This window comes from Intrasporangium sp., assembly GCF_040414665.1.
Classification (GTDB): domain Bacteria; phylum Actinomycetota; class Actinomycetes; order Actinomycetales; family Dermatophilaceae; genus Intrasporangium.
On sequence record NZ_JBEDUL010000170.1, the window covers coordinates 133638 to 152405 of the forward strand.

General features: G+C 69.2%; 14 protein-coding genes. 7 read left to right on the forward strand and 7 right to left on the reverse strand.

Going from position 1 to position 18768, the window contains the following annotated elements:
* Positions 1–65 precede the first annotated feature (65 nt).
* The 4 genes from ABF401_RS19165 to pruA all read left to right on the forward strand — a co-directional run bounded on the left by ABF401_RS19165 (position 66) and on the right by pruA (position 4057).
* Positions 66–956, forward strand: a complete 891-nt coding sequence (locus ABF401_RS19165; protein ID WP_353511180.1) for an alpha/beta fold hydrolase — start codon at positions 66–68, stop codon at positions 954–956.
* Between the two features lie 73 nt (positions 957–1029).
* Positions 1030–1743, forward strand: a complete 714-nt coding sequence (locus ABF401_RS19170; RefSeq protein ID WP_353511181.1) for an SGNH/GDSL hydrolase family protein — start codon at positions 1030–1032, stop codon at positions 1741–1743.
* A 170-nt stretch (positions 1744–1913) separates the two neighbouring features.
* Positions 1914–2315 (forward strand): DUF4870 domain-containing protein, encoded by a 402-nt coding sequence (locus ABF401_RS19175; protein ID WP_353511182.1) that lies wholly within the window; start codon positions 1914–1916, stop codon positions 2313–2315.
* Between the two features lie 113 nt (positions 2316–2428).
* Positions 2429–4057 (forward strand): L-glutamate gamma-semialdehyde dehydrogenase, encoded by a 1629-nt coding sequence (gene pruA / locus ABF401_RS19180; protein ID WP_353511183.1) that lies wholly within the window; start codon positions 2429–2431, stop codon positions 4055–4057.
* A gap of 32 nt (positions 4058–4089) precedes the next feature.
* Here the strand turns inward: pruA and ABF401_RS19185 are convergent, their stop codons facing one another.
* The 3 genes from ABF401_RS19185 to ABF401_RS19195 are packed head-to-tail and all read right to left on the reverse strand — an operon-like array spanning position 4090 to position 5474.
* Positions 4090–4587 carry a DUF2505 domain-containing protein gene (locus ABF401_RS19185; protein ID WP_353511184.1) on the reverse strand — a complete coding sequence of 166 codons (498 nt, stop codon included), beginning with the start codon at positions 4585–4587 and terminating at the stop codon, positions 4090–4092.
* 45 nt (positions 4588–4632) lie between these two features.
* Positions 4633–5121 (reverse strand): hypothetical protein, encoded by a 489-nt coding sequence (locus ABF401_RS19190; protein WP_353511185.1) that lies wholly within the window; start codon positions 5119–5121, stop codon positions 4633–4635.
* Positions 5118–5474 (reverse strand): hypothetical protein, encoded by a 357-nt coding sequence (locus ABF401_RS19195; protein ID WP_353511186.1) that lies wholly within the window; start codon positions 5472–5474, stop codon positions 5118–5120. Before ABF401_RS19195 ends, ABF401_RS19190 begins: the two co-directional genes overlap by 4 nt.
* A 161-nt stretch (positions 5475–5635) precedes the next feature.
* Between ABF401_RS19195 and ABF401_RS19200 the strand changes: the two genes are divergently transcribed.
* Together ABF401_RS19200 and ABF401_RS19205 are read left to right on the forward strand one after the other, a co-directional pair.
* The gene (locus tag ABF401_RS19200) at positions 5636–10840 is read left to right on the forward strand and encodes an NAD-glutamate dehydrogenase (RefSeq protein WP_353511187.1); all 5205 of its coding nucleotides are present in this window, start codon (positions 5636–5638) and stop codon (positions 10838–10840) included.
* A 130-nt stretch (positions 10841–10970) separates the two neighbouring features.
* On the forward strand, positions 10971–12461 hold the full coding sequence (locus ABF401_RS19205) for a sensor histidine kinase (RefSeq protein ID WP_353511188.1): 1491 nt from the start codon (positions 10971–10973) through the stop codon (positions 12459–12461).
* Between the two features lie 83 nt (positions 12462–12544).
* Here the strand turns inward: ABF401_RS19205 and ABF401_RS19210 are convergent, their stop codons facing one another.
* A complete protein-coding gene (locus ABF401_RS19210; RefSeq protein WP_013493302.1) occupies positions 12545–12793 on the reverse strand; it encodes a WhiB family transcriptional regulator in 249 nt (82 codons plus the stop codon).
* Positions 12794–13139: 346 nt separating this feature from the next.
* On the opposite strand from ABF401_RS19210, the gene ABF401_RS19215 reads away from it, so the two are divergent.
* Complete coding sequence (locus ABF401_RS19215) at positions 13140–13562, forward strand: hypothetical protein (protein ID WP_353511189.1); 423 nt, start codon at positions 13140–13142, stop codon at positions 13560–13562.
* A gap of 32 nt (positions 13563–13594) precedes the next feature.
* On the opposite strand, the gene ABF401_RS19220 is transcribed toward ABF401_RS19215, so the two are convergent.
* From ABF401_RS19220 to ABF401_RS19230, 3 genes are all read right to left on the reverse strand, one after another.
* Positions 13595–14425, reverse strand: coding sequence for a GDSL-type esterase/lipase family protein (locus ABF401_RS19220; RefSeq protein ID WP_353511190.1), 831 nt, complete (start codon positions 14423–14425; stop codon positions 13595–13597).
* A 5-nt stretch (positions 14426–14430) separates the two neighbouring features.
* Positions 14431–14607 carry a DUF6104 family protein gene (locus tag ABF401_RS19225; protein ID WP_353511191.1) on the reverse strand — a complete coding sequence of 59 codons (177 nt, stop codon included), beginning with the start codon at positions 14605–14607 and terminating at the stop codon, positions 14431–14433.
* Between the two features lie 203 nt (positions 14608–14810).
* Positions 14811–18719, reverse strand: coding sequence for a multifunctional oxoglutarate decarboxylase/oxoglutarate dehydrogenase thiamine pyrophosphate-binding subunit/dihydrolipoyllysine-residue succinyltransferase subunit (locus tag ABF401_RS19230; protein WP_353511192.1), 3909 nt, complete (start codon positions 18717–18719; stop codon positions 14811–14813).
* Positions 18720–18768: the final 49 nt, after the last annotated feature.

An 18768-nucleotide genomic window follows, 5' to 3' on the forward strand; every position in this document is an offset into this window, starting at 1 on the left:
GAAAAAGCACGATCGCTCGTTCGGTTATTCGCAGTTCTTCCCGAGCTGGTTTTGCCTTTGCAGACGTGGTCGCACCGCGGCTCACGGCGGCGTGGGCGTACCGCCTGTGGTTCCAGGTGCCGCCCCCGGCGCGATCCGCGCAGACGAGTCCGGACGGGATCGTCGAGCTCCTCGGCAGTCCGTTCGAGACGAAGCTGCGGGGTCGGGCCATCCGCGGCTGGACGTATGGCGAGGGCCCTGTCGTCTACCTCGTCCACGGCTGGGGCGGGAGCGCGGAACAGCTTGAGCCCTTGGTCCGACACCTGCTTGCCCAAGGTCTCAAGGTCGTCGCTTTCGACGGCCTGAGCCATGGACGCTCGGACGCGGGAGTCCATGGATCGGGATCCAGTGACGCGGTCGAGCTCGGCCGCTCACTCGACGCGGTCGCTGCGACGTTCGGCCCAGCCCGTGCCGTCGTCGCACATTCCATGGGTGCGCTCGCTGCACTCCTCGCGCTTCGTCATGGATGGCTCGCGACCGAGCGGCTCGTGCTCGTCGCACCGGTCGAGGGAGTGCCCGACTTCCTCGTCCGCTTCCGGTCCCAGCTGCGCTTCGGCCGGCGGACGGAGCGACGTCTCATCGCGCGCGCCGAGCAGCGCACCGGCTACGCGGTGGCAGAGCTGGACGTGTCCCGGCTCGGCGAACAGCTCGAGTCGCGGCCCGAGCTGCTCGTCATCCACGACCTGGGAGACCGCGAGACGCCGCACGAGCCGTCGGCTCGGCTCGTCGCGGGCTGGCCCGGCGCCGAGCTCTATTCAACCTCCGGTCTGGGGCACCGTCGCGTTCTGGCGGATGCTGCTGTCGGTGGCACGGTGGCCCGCTTCGCCGCCCGGCTGCCCGTCGAGCCCTCGCTCCACGCCGGCGACGTACCGTTGCCGTTGCCCCGGTTCGAGCCGCGGGAGAGCAGCGTGGCCTGAGCAGGCGGGCGTCGAGGTCCAGCCAGTGAACGCGGGGGCGGCAACGCTCTGTTCACCTTGTTACCGTGCGGCCATGGATTTCACCGCTGACGAGTACGTCCGTCGGGACGCCGACCGCCTCCGCGACGTGTTGGCCGGCCCGCCGGTGACGTGGACTTTCGTCGGGGACAGCATCACCCAGGGAGTCGCACATACGCACGGCTGGCGCAACTACGTCGAGCTGTTCGCCGAACGGGTGCGGGGGGAGCTCGGCCGGCGCGGCGACGCGGTCATCAACTCCGGGGTATCCGGTAGCACAGCCAACGATCTTCTGGCTGAGTTCGATTGGCGGGCAGGGCGGTTCGCCCCCGACGTCCTGCTCGTCATGTTCGGCACGAACGACATGACCGACGACGAGGAAGGGGTCCGCGGCTTTCGTTACCGGCTCGACCAGATCATTCAACGGAGCCGGGACGTCGGTGCGACCGTGGTGCTCCAGACGCCGCCTCCGGTGCGCCCCGAGGGCGCGCGGACCCCTGAACTGATGGCGCAGTACGCCGCGACGGTCCGTGACGTGGCTGAGGGGCTGGGTGTCGTCCTCGTGGACCACGCCGCAGCGTGGTCGCGCGCCGCGAAGGAGGCCGGCGCCGACATCGCGCCGGACGGGTGGCTGGACGACGCCGTCCACCCCGGCCCTCGGGGGCACCACGCCCTGGTTCGCACCCTCCTGGAGGTCCTCGAGCTCGCCGATCCGGCCAGCGCCGTCTACTCGCTCGCCCACGACGGGCAGGTCCCCACGCGAGCGTGAGGAGCCACGCGGGTCGCGAACCCGACCGAAGCGCGAGGAGACGCTGAGCGCAGGCGAGCACGGCGGCATACGGCATCAGTACGCTCGGATACCGACGTCGGGGAGCGATCAGGGTGCGGTCAGGGGCGTCCTCCATGGCGGGGGTGAAACCGCGGCCACACACTGGAGGTATGAGTCACCCGTACCAGCCCGATCCGTCCCGGGACACGGTTGCCGTCAGCGACGACGAGCGCACCTGGGCAGTCCTCGGCCACATCTCGACCATCGTTGCCGCCGTCGTCTCCGTCGGCTGGCTCTCCTTCCTCGGCCCCCTGCTCATCTGGGCCATCTACAAGGACAAGAGCGCCTTCGTCCGCCAGTCCGCCGCCGGTGCCTTCAACTTCAACCTCCTGATCTGGGCCATGACCATCGTCGGCTGGATCTTCTTCATCACCCTCATCGGCATCCCGATCGCGATCATCCTCTGGATCATCGCCTTCGCCGCCAGCGTCTACTGCCACATCCGGGGCGCCATCCTGGCGAGCCGGGGAGAGCTGTACCGCTACCCGTGGGGCATCCCGGTCCTGCGCTGAACAGACACACCTGCTCCTCCCGCGCCGAGCGTGGAACGATGGGGTGGTCGCCCACGACGCGACCACCCCATCGCCGTACCACGGCGCCGGCCCACACCAGAGCAGGAGTCTCGATGGACGCAGTGACCCACGTGCCAGCCCCCGTCAACGAACCGGTGCTCGACTACGCGCCCGGCTCGCCGGAACGCGCCGCGCTCGAGGCCGCACTGGCCGAGCTCGGGTCAACCCAGGTCGACCTGCCCCACGTCATCGGCGGCGAACGGGTCACCGGCGCTGGTGAGCAGATCGCCGTCCGGCAGCCCCACGCCCATGCCAAGGTGCTCGGCATCCTGCGGGGCGCGACGACCGATGATGCGTCCAAGGCCATCGCGGCGGCCAAGGCGGCGGCACCGGGCTGGCGCGACCTGTCGTTCGATGACCGCGCGGCCATCCTGCTCAAGGCGGCGGAGCTGCTCGCCGGACCCTGGCGGGCCCGGCTCAACGCCGCGACGATGCTGGGTCAGAGCAAGACCGCCTACCAGGCGGAGATCGACGCCGCGTGCGAGCTGATCGACTTCTGGCGGCTCAACGTCCACTTCGCCCGCCAGATCCTCGAGGAGCAGCCGCCACTCAACGCGAAGGGCGTGTGGAACCGCTCCGACTACCGGTCGCTCGAGGGGTTCGTCTTCGCCATCACGCCCTTCAACTTCACCGCCATCGCCGGCAACCTGCCGACAGCGCCGGCCCTCATGGGCAACACCGTCGTGTGGAAGCCGGCCGTGACCCAGCAGCGCGCCGCCAGCCTCATCATGGAGCTGCTGGGGGAGGCCGGCCTGCCACCCGGTGTCATCAACATGGTGACCGGACACGGAGCGGAGGTCTCCAAGGTCGCCCTCTCCGACGAGGACCTCGCCGGCATCCACTTCACCGGGTCCACACCGACGTTCAAGCACCTGTGGAAGGAGGTCGGCGCCAACCTCGACCGCTACCGCACCTATCCGCGACTCGTCGGGGAGACAGGCGGCAAGGACTTCATCGTGGCCCATCCCTCCGCTGACCCGGCGGTGCTTCGGACGGCAATGATCCGCGGGGCGTTCGAGTACCAGGGCCAGAAGTGCTCGGCGGCTTCCCGCGCCTACGTGCCCGCGACGGTGTGGAAGCAGGTCCGCGACGAGCTGGTCGACCTGACCAACGGGCTGAAGCAGGGCGACGTCACCGACCTCTCGAACTTCATGGGCGCCGTCATCGACGAGCGGGCGTTCGCCAAGCACAAGGACGCGATCGACCGCGCCCATTCGACCAACGGCATCGAGGTCATTGCCGGTGGCACGTACGACGACTCGGTCGGGTACTTCATCCGGCCGACGATCCTCGAGGTGAACAACGCCACGGATGAGTCGTTCCGCACCGAGTACTTCGGCCCGATCCTCTCGGTCCACGTCTACGAGGACGGCGACTACGACGGGGCGCTGGACCAGATGGAGCGGTTCTCCCCGTACGCCCTGACCGGATCGATCATCGCCCAGGACCGTCGCGCGATCGCCGAGGCCACCGAGCGCCTGCGTTTTGCGGCTGGCAACTTCTACGTCAACGACAAGCCGACGGGCGCCGTCGTGGGGCAGCAGCCCTTCGGCGGTGGGCGAGCCTCGGGGACGAACGACAAGGCTGGTGCGGCACAGAACCTGCTCCGCTGGACGAGCGTGCGCTCGATCAAGGAGACGTTCGTGCCCCCGACGAGCCACCTCTATCCGCACATGCTCTGACTGGCGCGTGGGGCGGCCGCGGCGCGCGAGCGTCAGGGGTGCTCGTCGAGCCAGCGACGGCCGGACTCGTGCTCGCTGCGCAGCGCCTTGATGAAGGCGGGGGCGGCGGCCTTCTCGATCCGTCCGCCGATGAGTGGGATGTGCGCCTTGAGATCGCCGGCGATGTTGAGGTTGGTGCCTCCCGGAACCGGCTCGAGGTGGACCGTGCCCCGCATGGCCACGGGGGCCCCGGCGGCCTCGACTGTGAGGGTGCCCTCCCGCGAGCCGTCGGCTCGCCACCCGTCCCACTGGTACGTCTCGGTGATGGAGAGTCGCGCTCCGACGATGGACTTGACGAAGTCCGGCAGACCATCGGTGGACAGATCGCGCCGGGTCACGACGAGCGCACCGTCGCCGTTCTGCCGCACGGCGACATCGTGCTGAAGTGCCCCTGAGTCGGCGCACTTTCGCTCCTGGAACTCAGGGTTGGTCTTCATCGCGTACACGACCTCCACCGGCGCGTGGTAGGTGATCGTCTCGGTGATCCGCATGAGCCAACGCTAGAGCAACCGCGGGGCGGCGAGCTGGTGAGCCGGTCAGGACCCGAGGCGCGCTCGCTCGCTCACGGCCGCGAGCGCAGGGCCGGAGCGGGCGAGCTCTCGGGCGATGCGTGCGAGCTCCTTCCCCCCTGCGGCGGTGACTCGGTTGAGCAGTTCCTGCAGGCGCGCCCGTTCTCGGAGTCGCTCCGCCGGATCGACCCGGCTCGGCCCCGGCGCCTCGGCGACGACGCCGCCCTCGATCACCAGGTCGCTCCGGACGGCCTCGTCGGCCAACGTTCGGATGCGGGCCGAACCGGCCAGCACCGTGGCCGTGAACGACTGGAGGGCCGCTCCGACACCGTCGAGCTCACGGGCAGCGCTGCTCAGCAGCTCGCGCTCCCGGGCCGACAGGTCTGCCGCTCCGGTGCGCCTCGCGCGCTCTGCCGCCTCCGTGAGGTCGACGACGAGATCCGTGAGGGTAAGGGCCTGTTGGCGCAGGGCGCCGCCGAGCGCCGACGTTGAGCCCGGATCTCCCAACCCCGTCACGGTCGATCCCTGCCCAGGCGGTCCGATGCACCCGGCGGCCTCTGCTGAGCCAGCGAGGCGGCCGGACCCCGGTGAGTGGGTTGATCGCCCCGCGGCTCTGGCCTGCTCAGGTCGAGCAGCCGCTCCTCCATGGCATCGGACAACGCGCGGAGCGTGTCTGCGGCCTGTTCGACCCAGGTGTCCAGGGCGCGCTGGGTGGCGATGTCGCCGAGGTCCGGAAGATGGGTCAGCAGGTCGTCGGCGAGGTCTCGGGTGAGCCGCCGGCCACGAGTCAACCCCCGAAGGGTCGCTTGGTCCACGGGTCCACCTGCGGGCCCGCCTGCGGGCGCAGCATCGGTCGCGTACCCCGTCATGGGACCAGCCTATTGACTGGACGCGGACCGCTGCTGCGGTTCTCCACCGGGTCAGGTGGGTCTGTACGGGGCGGCCGGCGAACGGGGATAGGCTCACATCGTGAGATGCGGCCACGACGGTGTGGCGCGCACCAACCCATGACGAGGAACAAGAGCATCGCATGTCTGCGCCACTCGAACAGTCCCGGATCGACGTCCTCCAGGCCGCGGCAGCGGCGTTGAGCGCGACCACCACGAAGGGAAGAGCCAAGGCCAGGACGGCGCCGCGGCCGACCCCGGACTCCTTCCTCAAGGCGTACTACCACCTGGTCGCGACCGAGGAGCTGATTGCTCGCGATCCTGCGGAGCTCGCGGCAACCGCCTTGAGCCACAGGGAGTTCGCCCAGTCGCGGCCCGTTGGCACGTCCAACATCCGAGTGGCCAACCCCGACGTCGGGGCCAACGGCAAGGAGGCGACGTACACCAGTGTCGACATCGTCGTCGACGACATGCCGTTCCTCGTCGACTCGGTGGTCTCCGCGCTCGGCGGCTTCGACCGGGGTGTGCGCAGCATCGTCCATCCCCAGATGAACGTGACGCGGACCGTGACGGGTGAGCTGGTCGAGGTGCTGACGGATCGCGCCACCCCCGTGCCTGACGACGTCGCGCTCATCCAGGAGTCCTGGATGCACCTCGAGATCGACCGGTTGCCCGACGCCGCCCTCCCAGAGGTGGAGGCGCGGCTGCGTCACGTGCTCGACAACGTCAGGGACGCGGTCGAGGACTGGCCGAAGATGCGGGCCCACGCCCTCACCATCGCCAGCGATCTCAAGGCCGCGACGCCGCCGGGAACCAGCCCGCACGAGGCGCGTGAGGCCAGTCGTTTCCTCGAGTGGCTCTCGCACAACAACTTCACCTTCCTCGGCTACCGCGAGTACTCCCTCACCCACGAGGACGGCAAGGACATCTCGCGGCAGGTGCCCGGCACCGGGCTCGGACTTCTCCGCTACGACCGGCCGCAAGCGGGGACCGGGGTGGTGCTCACCCCGGCCGCGAGTCGGGCGGCTCGCGACTCGACCCTGCTGATCATCACCAAGGCCAACTCGCGGTCCACCGTCCACCGGGACGTGTACCTCGACTACATCTCGATCAAGAAGTTCGACGCCCGGGGCGAGTGCGTCGGGGAGCAGCGCTTCCTCGGGCTGTACGCCTCGGGGGCCTACAACGACTCGATCCACGACATCCCGCTGCTCGACGTCCGGGCCCAGGACGTCCTCCGGCTGACCGGGCTCACCGCGGACAGCCATTCGGGCAAGGACATCCTCCAGATCCTGGAGACCTACCCGCGTGACGAGCTCTTCCAGACGAGTGCGGCGCACCTCGCCGAGGTTGCGACGAGGGTGCTGCAGATCCAGGAGCGTCGCAAGACCAAGCTCTTCCTGCGACCGGACGAGTTCGGTCGGTTCATGTCCTGCCTCGTCTACCTGCCGCGGGACCGCTACAACACGACCGTCCGGCTGAAGATCCAGGCCATCCTGCTCGAGGCGTTCGGCGGCGAGTCCATCGACTACACCACCCGGGTCAGCGAGTCGACCCTGGCGCGCCTCCACTTCGTCGTCCGGGTGCCGTTGGGCGTCGACATCCCGGAGGTCGACGCGGTCGCTCTCGAGCAACGCATCGTCGAGGCCACGCGGACGTGGGACGAGGACCTCGTCGAGGAGCTCGGCCGCCGGCGTGGGGCCGAGGGTGCCGCGCGAGCGATGGCGGCCTACGCCAAGGCGCTCCCGGAGGCCTACAAGGAGGACTTCGGTGTCCAGATCGCCGCGGCGGACCTGGACCGGATCGAGGCACTGGACGACTCACCGTCGGCGACGGCGCTCCACCTCTACCAGGACCCTCAGTCGGACAGTCCCGGCGAGCGGCGGTTCAAGCTGTACCGACGCGGGGACCTGTCCCTGACCCAGGTGCTGCCGCTGTTCACCCACCTGGGCGTCGAGGTGACCGATGAGCGGCCGTACCAGTTCGTGGGACCAGCTGGTGGCGAGCTGCACATCTTCGACTTCGGCCTGCGGGCCGAGGCCAGGCACTGGGCCCGCGGGGCAGCCGCCGACGACGTGCAGGCCCGGTTCGAGGAGGCCTTCCGAGCCGTCTGGCAGGGAGAGATCGAGTCCGACGGATTCAACGCACTGGTCCTCATCGCCGGACTGACCTCGCGTCAGGTGGTCATCCTGCGCACTGTCGCGAAGTATCTGCGGCAGTCGGCCTCGACGTTCTCGCAGGACTACGTCCAGTCGGCGCTCGTGGCCCACACCGGGATCGCGCGCAGCCTGGTCGAGCTCTTCGAGGCCCGCTTCGACCCCGACCTCTTCCCCGACACAGTGGCCGGCAAGGACAAGCGGGCGTCCCGGGCCAAGCGCCTGGTCGCACGGATCCACGAGGCGCTGGACGACGTCGCGAGCCTCGACCACGACCGGATCATCCGGGCCTTCCTCGGTGTCATCCGCGCCAGCCTGCGGACGAACTTCTACCAGGTGGCGGAGGACGGCAGGCCGAAGCCCTACGTGTCGCTCAAACTCGACCCGAAGAAGGTCCCCGACCTGCCCGCCCCACGTCCGATGTTCGAGATCTGGGTCTACAGCCCGCGGGTCGAGGGCGTCCACCTGCGGTTCGGCAAGGTGGCGCGTGGCGGACTGCGCTGGTCGGATCGACGTGAGGACTTCCGGACCGAGATCCTCGGCCTCGTCAAGGCGCAGATGGTCAAGAACGCCGTCATCGTGCCGACCGGGTCGAAGGGCGGGTTCTACGCCAAGCAGCTGCCCAACCCCGCGGTCGACCGCCGGGCGTGGCTCGACGAGGGCATCGCGTCCTACAAGCTGTTCATCTCCGGCCTGCTCGACGTCACGGACAACCTCGAGTCGGGAGAGGTCGTGCCGCCTGCTCGAGTGGTGCGCCACGACGGCGATGACACCTACCTCGTCGTCGCCGCGGACAAGGGCACGGCGAAGTTCTCCGACATCGCCAACGGCATCTCGGCCGACTACGGGTTCTGGCTCGACGACGCCTTCGCCTCCGGCGGGTCGGCGGGATACGACCACAAGGGCATGGGCATCACCGCCCGCGGAGCCTGGGAGTCGGTCAAGCGGCACTTCCGCGAGATGGGGGTCGACACCCAGACCGAGCCGTTCACCGTCGTCGGCGTGGGTGACATGAGTGGTGACGTCTTCGGCAACGGGATGCTCCTGTCCGAGCACATCCGGCTCGTCGCTGCCTTCGACCACCGGCACGTCTTCATCGATCCGAACCCCGACGCCGCGACCTCGTACGCCGAGCGCCGCCGGCTCTTCGAGCTGCCCGGCTCGTCGTGGGCCGACTACGACCGCTCACTCATCTCGGCCGGCGGGGGGGTGTTCGACCGGTCCCTCAAGTCGGTCCCGGTCACCAGTGAGATGGTCCAGGCCCTGGGCCTGCGATCCGGCACCAAGAGCCTGACCCCCGCCGAACTGATGAAGGCCATCCTGCTCGCCCCGGTCGACCTGCTCTGGAACGGCGGCATCGGCACCTACATCAAGGCCAGCGGCGAGTCGCATTCCGAGATCGGCGACCGCGCCAACGATGCGATCCGAGTCAACGGCGGGAATCTGCGCTGCAAGGTCGTCGGAGAGGGCGGCAACCTCGGTGCCAGCCAGCTCGGCCGGATCGAGGCCGCGCTGGCGGGCGTGCGGATCAACACCGATGCCATCGACAACAGCGCTGGCGTCGACACGTCCGACCACGAGGTGAACATCAAGATCCTGCTCACGGGGCTGACCCGCTCCGGCGAGCTGACCATGAAGCGACGCAACGCACTGCTGGCCTCGATGACGGATGAGGTGGCCCAGCAGGTCCTGCGCGACAACTACGAGCAGAATGTCCTGCTGGGCAACGCTCGGGCCCAGCAGCACGCGATGCTCTCGGTCCACGGACGGCTGATCCAGTTCCTCGAGGAGCACGGCGACCTGGACCGGAACCTCGAGTTCCTGCCGAGCGAGGCCGAGATCGCACGTCGTCAGAAGGACGGCAAGGGGCTGACGTCACCGGAGTTCGCCGTGCTGGTCGCCTACTCCAAGCTGTACCTCAAGGACCACCTGACCGACTCCTCGCTGCCGGATGACCCATGGTTCGCCAGCACGCTGGCGGAGTACTTCCCCAAGCCGTTGCGACGCAAGTATGCCGAGCAGATCGAGTCCCACGCCCTCCGCCGCGAGATCGTGACGAACTCGGTGGCCAACAGCATGGTCAACCGTGGCGGCATCACGTTCGCCTATCGTGCCGTCGAGGAGACCGGTGCGTCACCCGAGCAGGTGGCTCGTGCCTACGTCGTGTGCCGTGAGATCTTCGACCTCGCCGGCTTCGTGACCCGGGTCGAGGCGACGGACAACGTCGTCAGCACCGCTGCGCAGACGAGCCTCTACCTGGAGTTCCGCCGGCTGCTCGACCGCGCCGTCCGCTGGTTCCTGACCACCCGTCCGGCCACGCTTGACCTCGCCGCCGAGGTGACCCGGTTCCGCCCGGGCATCGCGGCCCAGGCGGGTCGGATCCCCGAGCTGCTGCAGGGACGGGAGCGGGCCAGGCTGCTCTCCCGCGCGCGCGACTTCGAGGGCAAGGGGATCCCCGGGGACCTCGCCCTCTCCGCAGCGTCGTTGCTGGACTCGTACTCGCTGCTCGACTGCATCGAGATCGCGACGGAGACCGGAGAGCGGCTTGACCAGGTCGCCGAGGTCTACTTCCTGACGTCGGACATCTTCTCCATCGACGCGATGCTCACGAGGGTGACCTCGCTGCCCCGCGAGAACCGTTGGGACGCGATGGCTCGGGGCGCGCTCCGAGACGACCTGTACGCGGTCCTCGACGTGCTGACGCGCTCGGTCCTCGAGGTGAGCGAGCCGGGGACCCCGGCCGCCGACCGGCTCGCCCAGTGGTCCGACATCAACGCGGACTCGCTCGAGAGGGCAAAGGCGGCCCTCGGCGGCATCGAGCGGATGTCCTACGCCGGCATCGCCGCACTGTCGGTCGCGCTCCGAACCCTGCGTACCGTGACCAAGCCGGCGTCATCCACGGTAGGTGAGGTGAGCCGGACGGCTGCAGCCGTGCAGTCACCTGACGAGCGCCCCGCTCCGACGTCACGAGCCAGCACGAGGACGACGGCGCCAAAGAGTCCGGGCAGGACGGCCAAGAGACAAACGTCACCACCCACCAAGTCGGCCGGGAAGCGCACTCGGTCGGCCCAGCCGGCTGCCACCTCGACGGCCACCGCCAAGCCGGCCACCGCCGCCAAGCCGGCCAGCTCGGGAAAGACGGCCGCAAAAACCCGGTCCACCAGCGCGAAGTCGTCCCGCTCGGCCAGCTGAGTCGCAGGCCCGTCTCCGTCCTCACCCGGAAAGGGAGGACGGAGGCGGATCCCGGCCCAGCGGCATACGGGATGGTCTGTCCCTGCGGACCGTCCGCATGCTCTCCGGAGAGGACGCATAGGCTCACGATGTGGCCACGCTGACCGAGCTCCTGCGCAGCCGGACCGCCCTCGGCGACTCCGACGTCGAGTGGCTGCACCTGCTCGTCGGCGACTGGCAGCTGATCGCCGACTTGTCCTTCGCTGACCTCGTCCTGTGGGTGCGGCCGCCACGCGGCACGGACGGCCCGTGGGAGGCGGTCGCGCACGTGCGGGCGACGACGGGGCACCTCGTCTTCGTCGATGACCAGGTCGGCCGGACAGCCGGTGACGACCACGTCGGCCCGCTGCTGGACGAGGCGGCGGCCGAGCAGCGGATTCTGCGAGTTCGGCAGGTGGAGGTGCCGGGGGACAACGGGCACCAGTCGGTGCGGGAGGAGTACATCCCCGTCGTCCGCGAGGGCAGGGTGGTCGCCATCGTCACCCGGCACACCAACCTGTGGACGACCCGAACGCCGAGCCGCCTCGAGATCACCTACCTTGCGACGGCTGACGCGCTCTGTCGCATGGTCTCGGCCGGCGAGTTCCCTCACAGCACCGCCCCGACCGGGCTGCGCCGTGGGGCCCCACGGGTGGGAGACGGTGTCATCCGTCTCGACATCGACGGGATCGTCACGTACGCGAGCCCCAACGCCGTGTCCGCCGTGCATCGGCTGGGACATCTCGGGGAGGTCGTCGGCGCCAGCCTGGCGCAGGTCGTCACGGAGAACATCCGGGAGTCCTATCCGGTCGACGAGGGACTGCCGCTCGTCGTCACCGGCCGCCAGCCCTGGCGGACCGAAGTGACCGGTGCCGGTACGACGGTCTCGATGCGGGCGATCCCCCTGACCGAAGCCGGCCAGCGCTTCGGCGCCCTGGTGCTCCTGCGTGACGTCGGAGAGCTGCGGCGTCGGGAGCGGGAGCTCATGACGAAGGAGGCGACGATCCGGGAGATCCACCACCGCGTCAAGAACAACCTCCAGTCGGTGGCGGCGCTGCTCCGGCTCCAGGCGCGCCGGGTCCCCGAGGGGGAGGCCAGAACGGCCCTCGAGGAGGCCGAGCGCCGCGTCGGAACGATCGCGATGGTGCACGACCAGCTGAGTCAGGGCTTTGACGAGTCGGTGGACTTCGACGCCATCGTCAAACGCGGCCTGCAGGCCATCGTCGACGTCTCCTCCAACGGCGCGCCGATCACCACGACGCTCGAGGGATCTTTCGGCAGGCTCCGCCCCGAGGACGCGACCGCGCTCGCCATGGTGGTGAGCGAGCTGGCCCAGAACGCCATCGAGCACGGGCTCGGCGTCAGCGGTGGGGAGATCCGCGTCTTCGTCGAGCGACTGAGCGATGAACGCGGCCGGCCGATGCTCGTCGTGTCGGTCGAGGACGACGGGAGTGGGATCGACCCAGCACGGCCCCCCGGCTCTGGTCTGGGCACGCAGATCGTCCAGTCGCTGGTCGCGGACCTGCAGGGGAGGATCGTGTGGGAACCGGCGACACCCGGTACGCGCGCCCGGTTCACGGCGAGCCTGCGCCCGCTGACCTAGCCGTCACTGGACTGGGCGCCGGGGAACACAGCAAAGCCCGGTGACCTCCGGGCACCGGGCTCCAAGCAGATGGTCTGGCCAGGTCAGCCGGCGCGGCGGGCTCTCGCGTTGCGGCGCTTGAGGGCGCGGCGCTCGTCCTCGCTCAGGCCACCCCAGACCCCGGCGTCCTGTCCGGTCTCGAGCGCCCACTTGAGGCAGGTGTCGATGACTGGGCAGGTCCGACACACGGCCTTGGCCTCCTCGATCTGGAGGATGGCCGGGCCGGTGTTCCCGATGGGGAAGAACAGCTCGGGGTCGGCGTCCAGACAGGCAGCGCGGTCGCGCCAATCCATATGGCTCGTGCTCCTTCATCATGTCGTTCGGCACCACACGGGGAATGCGCGATGGTGCGGTTCTCGGCGCCAGCGTCGTTGTCGGAGCCATTACTCGTTGGGGACTCGGGGTGACCGGAAACGCTCCCCTGACCAACGGAGACGCGCACGAATAGGTTCCGTACGCGTCGCTCGTTGTCACCAGTCGGTGTCAACCAGTGTGCTGAGGGGCCATGCCGTGGGCAAAGCTTCGGGCGCAGATCACACCAAGAGCCGATCTTATCTGCAGTTCGCGTTCAGATCCAGACCCCATTCACGCCGATGTCCCGCCCGCAGGTGTGATCCTGCGCGCACTAGGCTCGACCGGGTGACCGAGCCGATGCACCCGATCGACCCCCCGAGCTCCGCCGCCTCGCCGAGGCCGACGCGTGCCGCGCTGGTCGCGGGCCTGCTGACCCTCGTCGAGGCCCTCATCGTGCTCGCCTTCGCCGGCTTCTACGTCTACGAGATCGCGCTCGGCGCCGAGGACTCGCTGACCACGGCGCTGACATCGGCGGCCCTGATCCTCATCTTCGCCGTGGGGCTCCTGGTTGTCGCTCGGGCCTGGCTCCGGGGACAGCGATGGCCACGGACACCGACCCTGTTGTGGAACGTCCTCCTGCTCCCGGTCGCGTGGTCGCTTCGTGACTCCGACCAGATCCTCATCGCGGCGGGCGTTGCCGTGCTGGCCGTCGCGAGCATCGTTGCCGCGCTGGCCTCGCCGGCACACCGGCTGGGCGAGCCGGGCTGACGGGGCGGGGTGAGTGATCGACCGGGGATCGCTCAGCTGATCCCGAGCCACTCGTTCCAGCCGTTGTGCAGCACCAGCCAGGCGATGAGCCCATATCCCGCCTGCCCGGGGTGAGCGCGGTCGGGGCTCGCGGCGAGGTCCGCCATCCACTGGTCATGGCTGACCAGCGGGCGGAAGCAGTCGACATAGGTGATCCCTCGGCGGGCGCAGACATCCGCCTGTGCCTCGGCAAGCGCCTCGATGCGCCGGTTGAGCTCCGCGTCGAGGGACGGGGTCAGGCCGACGACGAAGACACCGATCCCGGCGTTCGTCGCCTCGTCGATGACGTTGGCGAGGTTGAGCCGGGACCGCGCCAACGTCATCCCGCTGCGGATGTCGGCCGTGCCGACGGAGAGGATCAGGCGACGCTCGGACCGACCCTTCCAGCGTGGGTGGGCCTCACCGGCCCAGCGGGCGACGACGTCACCCGAGGTGCTGCCTCGGATGCCGAGGTTGTAGGCGGTGAGATCGAGGTCGGGGTGCTGCGTGCGTGCCACGACCCGGCCGACCCAGCCGAGGCCCTTGGGGTCCCCGTAGCCCGCTGTTGTCGAGGCGCCGACGAAGACCATGCCGACGTCGCGGACGCCGCCGACGACGGTGAACTCCGCCGTGGGGGAGAAGTACGGCTCGGGGGTGGACGGCTCGTCCGGAGCCGCCTCGTCACTCGCCCCAGCGGCGCGTGCGCCCGGCTCGCTCGAGCGGGGAGGGGAGGCGCTCGTCGCCTGCCGCGTCTCGGCACCATCGTTGAACCGGGTGTGCGAGGTCGGGTAGGCCGGTCCGGTGCCGAAGGTCCGCCGATCCGGGTCGTGCGAGGAGTCGGTCACGTGGGTCAGTCCTCGTCGTCGTCGAGTCGCGCCAACCAGGTCGCCAGACGGTCGATCGGGACCTCGAACTCGGGGTTGAGGTCGACGAACGTTCTCAGCTGCTCGGCGAGCCAGTCCAGGCTCACCTGCTCCGCGCCGCGCCGGCTGGTCAGCTCCTCGATGCCGCGGTCGGTGAAGTACACGGTTGGAGGGTATCGCGTGCGGTGCGCCACGCCATGGAGGCTCACGGAGTGCGAGGGGACCACGGCTGCCGTATGCCGCTGGGTCCCCCAGTGCCTACGTCTGGTCCCCGGCCCGCCGGTCCTCAGACGACCAGTGCCCGGCACCTACCGCCCGAAGAGTGCGGTGGGTGCCGGGCAGGAGGTTTGACCGGACGGCCAGCGTGTCAGCGAGCGAAGGCGAGGTCCATGAGCCCTGCCTGCTCGATGGCGTGCTTCTTCGTCGAACCGGTCGCCGGCGAGGCAGAGGCCTTGCGGGCGATGACCCGCCACGGTCGGGTCTCGCCGAGGTCGGACAGGTCCTCGTGGAGCCACTGCGCCATGAGCGGCCAGGCCCCCTGGTTGCGCGGTTCGTCCTGCACCCACACCAGCTCCGCGTCCGGATAGCGGGAGGCCGCCTCCCGGATCTCCTCGAGTGGGATGGGGTAGAGCTGCTCGACCCGGATGATGGCCGTCGATGTGTCCTCGCGCTTCGACCGCTCGGCGTCGAGCTCGTGCACGACCTTGCCGGAGGCGAACAGCACGCGGTCGACGTTCTGCGTGACGCCCTCGTGGTCGGCCAGCACGGGCTGGAAACCACCGTGGGTGAAGGCCTCGACGGGGCTGGCTGCGGCCTTGCTCCGCAGCATCGACTTCGGGGTGAAGACGATGAGCGGGGTGCGGGGGCGGGCGTAGGCCTGGCGGCGGAGCAGGTGGAAGTAGCTCGCCGCCGTCGACGGGAAGGCGACGGTCATGTTGTTCTCGGCGCACAGCTGCAAGTAGCGCTCGATCCGCGCCGAGCTGTGGTCGGGGCCCTGGCCCTCGTAGCCGTGCGGAAGGAGCAGGACGACCGAGCTGCGCTGGCCCCACTTCTGTTCAGAGCTGCTGATGAATTCGTCGACGATGGTCTGGCCGCCGTTCGCGAAGTCGCCGAACTGCGCCTCCCAGACGACGAGCGCGTCCGGGCGCTCGACAGAGTAGCCGTACTCGAACCCCATGGCTGCGTACTCGGACAGGAGCGAGTCGTAGACCCAGAATCGCGCCTGGCCCTCGCCGAGGTAGAGCAGCGGTGTCCACTCCTCCCCCGTGTGCTTGTCGATGAGGACGGCGTGGCGTTGGACGAAGGTGCCGCGTCGGCTGTCCTGGCCCGCGAGGCGGACCGGCGTCCCCTCCTTGAGGAGGGTGCCGAAGGCGAGCAGCTCGGCCATCGGCCAGTCGATCCCGCCCTCGTGGACCATCTGGACCCTGCGGTCCGTCAGCTGCTTCAGCTTCGGGTGGACCGTGAAACCAACCGGCGGCCTGCCGAAGGCTTCGCCGATGTGCGCGATCTGGTCCGCCGGGACTCCGGTCCTGGTCGAGGAGCGATGCGTTGCTATGTCATCAAGGACCTGCGCCGTCGGCTTCTCGAGGCCGGCGTTGTCGGGCACCTCGGTGTCGGGGTCGGCCAGCTGTCGTTCCTGCTCGGCCGCCTTCGCCGCCTCACGCGTCTCGATGAAGACGCGCTCGAGCTGCTGCTGGTAGTCGCGCAGCGCGGCCTCGGCATCCTCGACGCTGATGTCGCCGCGCCCGATGAGCGACTCGGTGTACAGCTTGCGGACCGAGCGCTTCGCCTCGATGAGGTTGTACATCAGCGGCTGGGTCATCGAGGGATCGTCGCCCTCGTTGTGCCCGCGGCGCCGGTAGCAGACGAGGTCGATGACGACGTCCTTGTTGAACTCCTGCCGGAAGTCGTACGCGAGCTCGGCGACCCGCACGCACGCCTCGGGATCGTCACCGTTGACGTGGAAGATCGGCGCCTGGATCATTCGCGCCACGTCCGTCGAGTAGACCGAGGACCGCGAGGAGCTCGGTGAGGTCGTGAAGCCGACCTGGTTGTTGATGACGACATGGATCGTGCCACCAGTCCGGTAGCCGCGCAGCTGTGACAGGTTGAGGGTCTCGGCCACGACCCCCTGGCCCGCGAAGGCTGCGTCGCCATGCATCAGGACGGGTAGGACGGTGAAGGACTCGCCGGCGAGGTTGAGCCGGTCCTGCTTGGCGCGGACGATGCCCTCAAGCACCGGGTTGACTGCCTCGAGGTGCGACGGGTTGGCCGCGAGGTACACCTTGGTCTTCTTGCCGTCCTCTGACGAGAACTCGCCCTCGGTGCCGAGGTGGTACTTGACGTCGCCGGAGCCCTGGACCGACTGCGGGTCCTGCTTGCCCTCGAACTCACGGAAGATCTGGCCGTAGGACTTGCCGGCGATGTTGGCGAGGACGTTGAGACGCCCCCGGTGCGGCATGCCGATGCAGACCTCGTCGAGGTCGTCGCCGGCGGCGCGGCAGAGAATGCGGTCGAGCAGGGCGATGACCGACTCGCCACCCTCGAGCGAGAAGCGCTTCTGTCCGACGAACTTCGTCTGGAGGAACGTCTCGAAGGCCTCGGCGGCGTTGAGCCGCCGCATGATGCGCAGCTGCTCCTCGCGGGAGATCTTCTTGTAGGCGACCTCGACCTTGTCCTGGATCCACTTGCGCTGCTCTGGGTCCTGGATGTGCATGTACTCGATGCCGACCGTCCGGCAGTACGAGTCCCGCAGGATGCCGAGGATCTTGCGCAGCTTCAGGAAAGGTGCCCCGCCGAACCCTCCGGTGGCGAAGGTGCGCTCCAGGTCCCACAGCGTCAGGCCGTGCGTCGTGACGTCGAGGTCGTGGTGTCGCCGCTGCTTGTACTCGAGCGGGTCCGTGTCGGCCATGAGATGGCCGCGCACCCGGTAGGCGTGGATCAGCTCCTGGACGCGAGCGACCTTGTTGATGTCGTCGTCATGCGACGAGTCGATGTCCCGGATCCACCGGACCGGCTCGTACGGGATGCGCAGCGACTCGAAGATCTCGTCGTAGAACCGGTTCTCCCCGAGAAGCAGCTCCTGCAGGACCCGGAGGAACTCGCCGCTCACCGCGCCCTGGATGATCCGGTGGTCGTAGGTGGACGTGAGGGTGAGGATCTTGCTCACCGCGTTGCGGTTGAGGGTCTCGGTGCTCGCACCCTGCCACTCGGCGGGGTAGTCGAGGGCGCCGACACCGATGATCGTGCCCTGCCCCTTCATGAGACGGGGGACCGAGTGCACGGTGCCGATCCCGCCCGGGTTCGTCAGGGAGATGGTCGTGCCCTGGAAGTCCTCGACGGTCAGCTTGTTGCTGCGGGCCTTCTTGACCATGTCCTCGTAGGCGGTCCAGAAGTGGACGAAGTCCATCGCCTCGGCGGACTTGATCGACGGGACCACGAGGGTGCGCGAGCCGTCGGGCTTCTGCAGGTCGATGGCGAGGCCGAAGTTGACGTGGGCGGGCTGGACGAGCGCCGGCTTGCCGTTCTGCTCGGTGAAGCCGAAGTTCATCTCCGGGATGACGGAGAGCGCCTTGACCATGGCGTAGCCGACGATGTGCGTGAAGCTCACCTTGCCGCCACGCGACCGGGCGAGGTGGTTGTTGATGACGACGCGGTTGTCGATGAGCAGCTTCGCCGGGACCGCCCGGACACTCGTCGCCGTCGGCACCTCGAGCGAGGACTCCATGTTGGCGACCACGCGGGCCGGTGCGCCGCGCAGCGGCGTCAGGGCGTCGTCGCTGACGGGGCCGGTGGCCTTGACCGCCGGGATGTCGCGTGGCTTCGGCGAGGTCGGCTCGGCGGCCGGGGCCGGAGTCGTCTTCGGGGCCGAGGAGGCAGCGGGGGCCGCGGGGGCAGGCGTGGACGGGGCGGGGCTCGCTGGGGCAGCCGGAGCGCTGTTCGCGGTGGGGGCTGAGGGAGCGGGAGCAGGCGCCGTGGGCGGCTTGGTCTGCTGCTGCGGGGCCGACGGGACGCTCGAGGCTGATGGGGCCGCTGATGGGGTGGCCGTCGTCGTGGACGGCGACTGCGGTGCCGGGCGGGCCGTGGGAGCACCATTGCCGGGGCGCGCAACCGTGCGGCCGTCGGCATCACGCGGACTGTAGTCCTCGAAGAACGCCCACCACGCGCGGTCCACTGAGTCCTTGTCAGTCAGGTACTGCTGGTACAGCTCGTCTACGAGCCAGTCGTTCGGTCCGAAGGATGCCATCGGGTCGCCGGACGTGGACTGTTCAGACACGCGAATGCGCCTCTTTCGTTGCCTGGGGTGCGTCGTGCGGAGTACACGC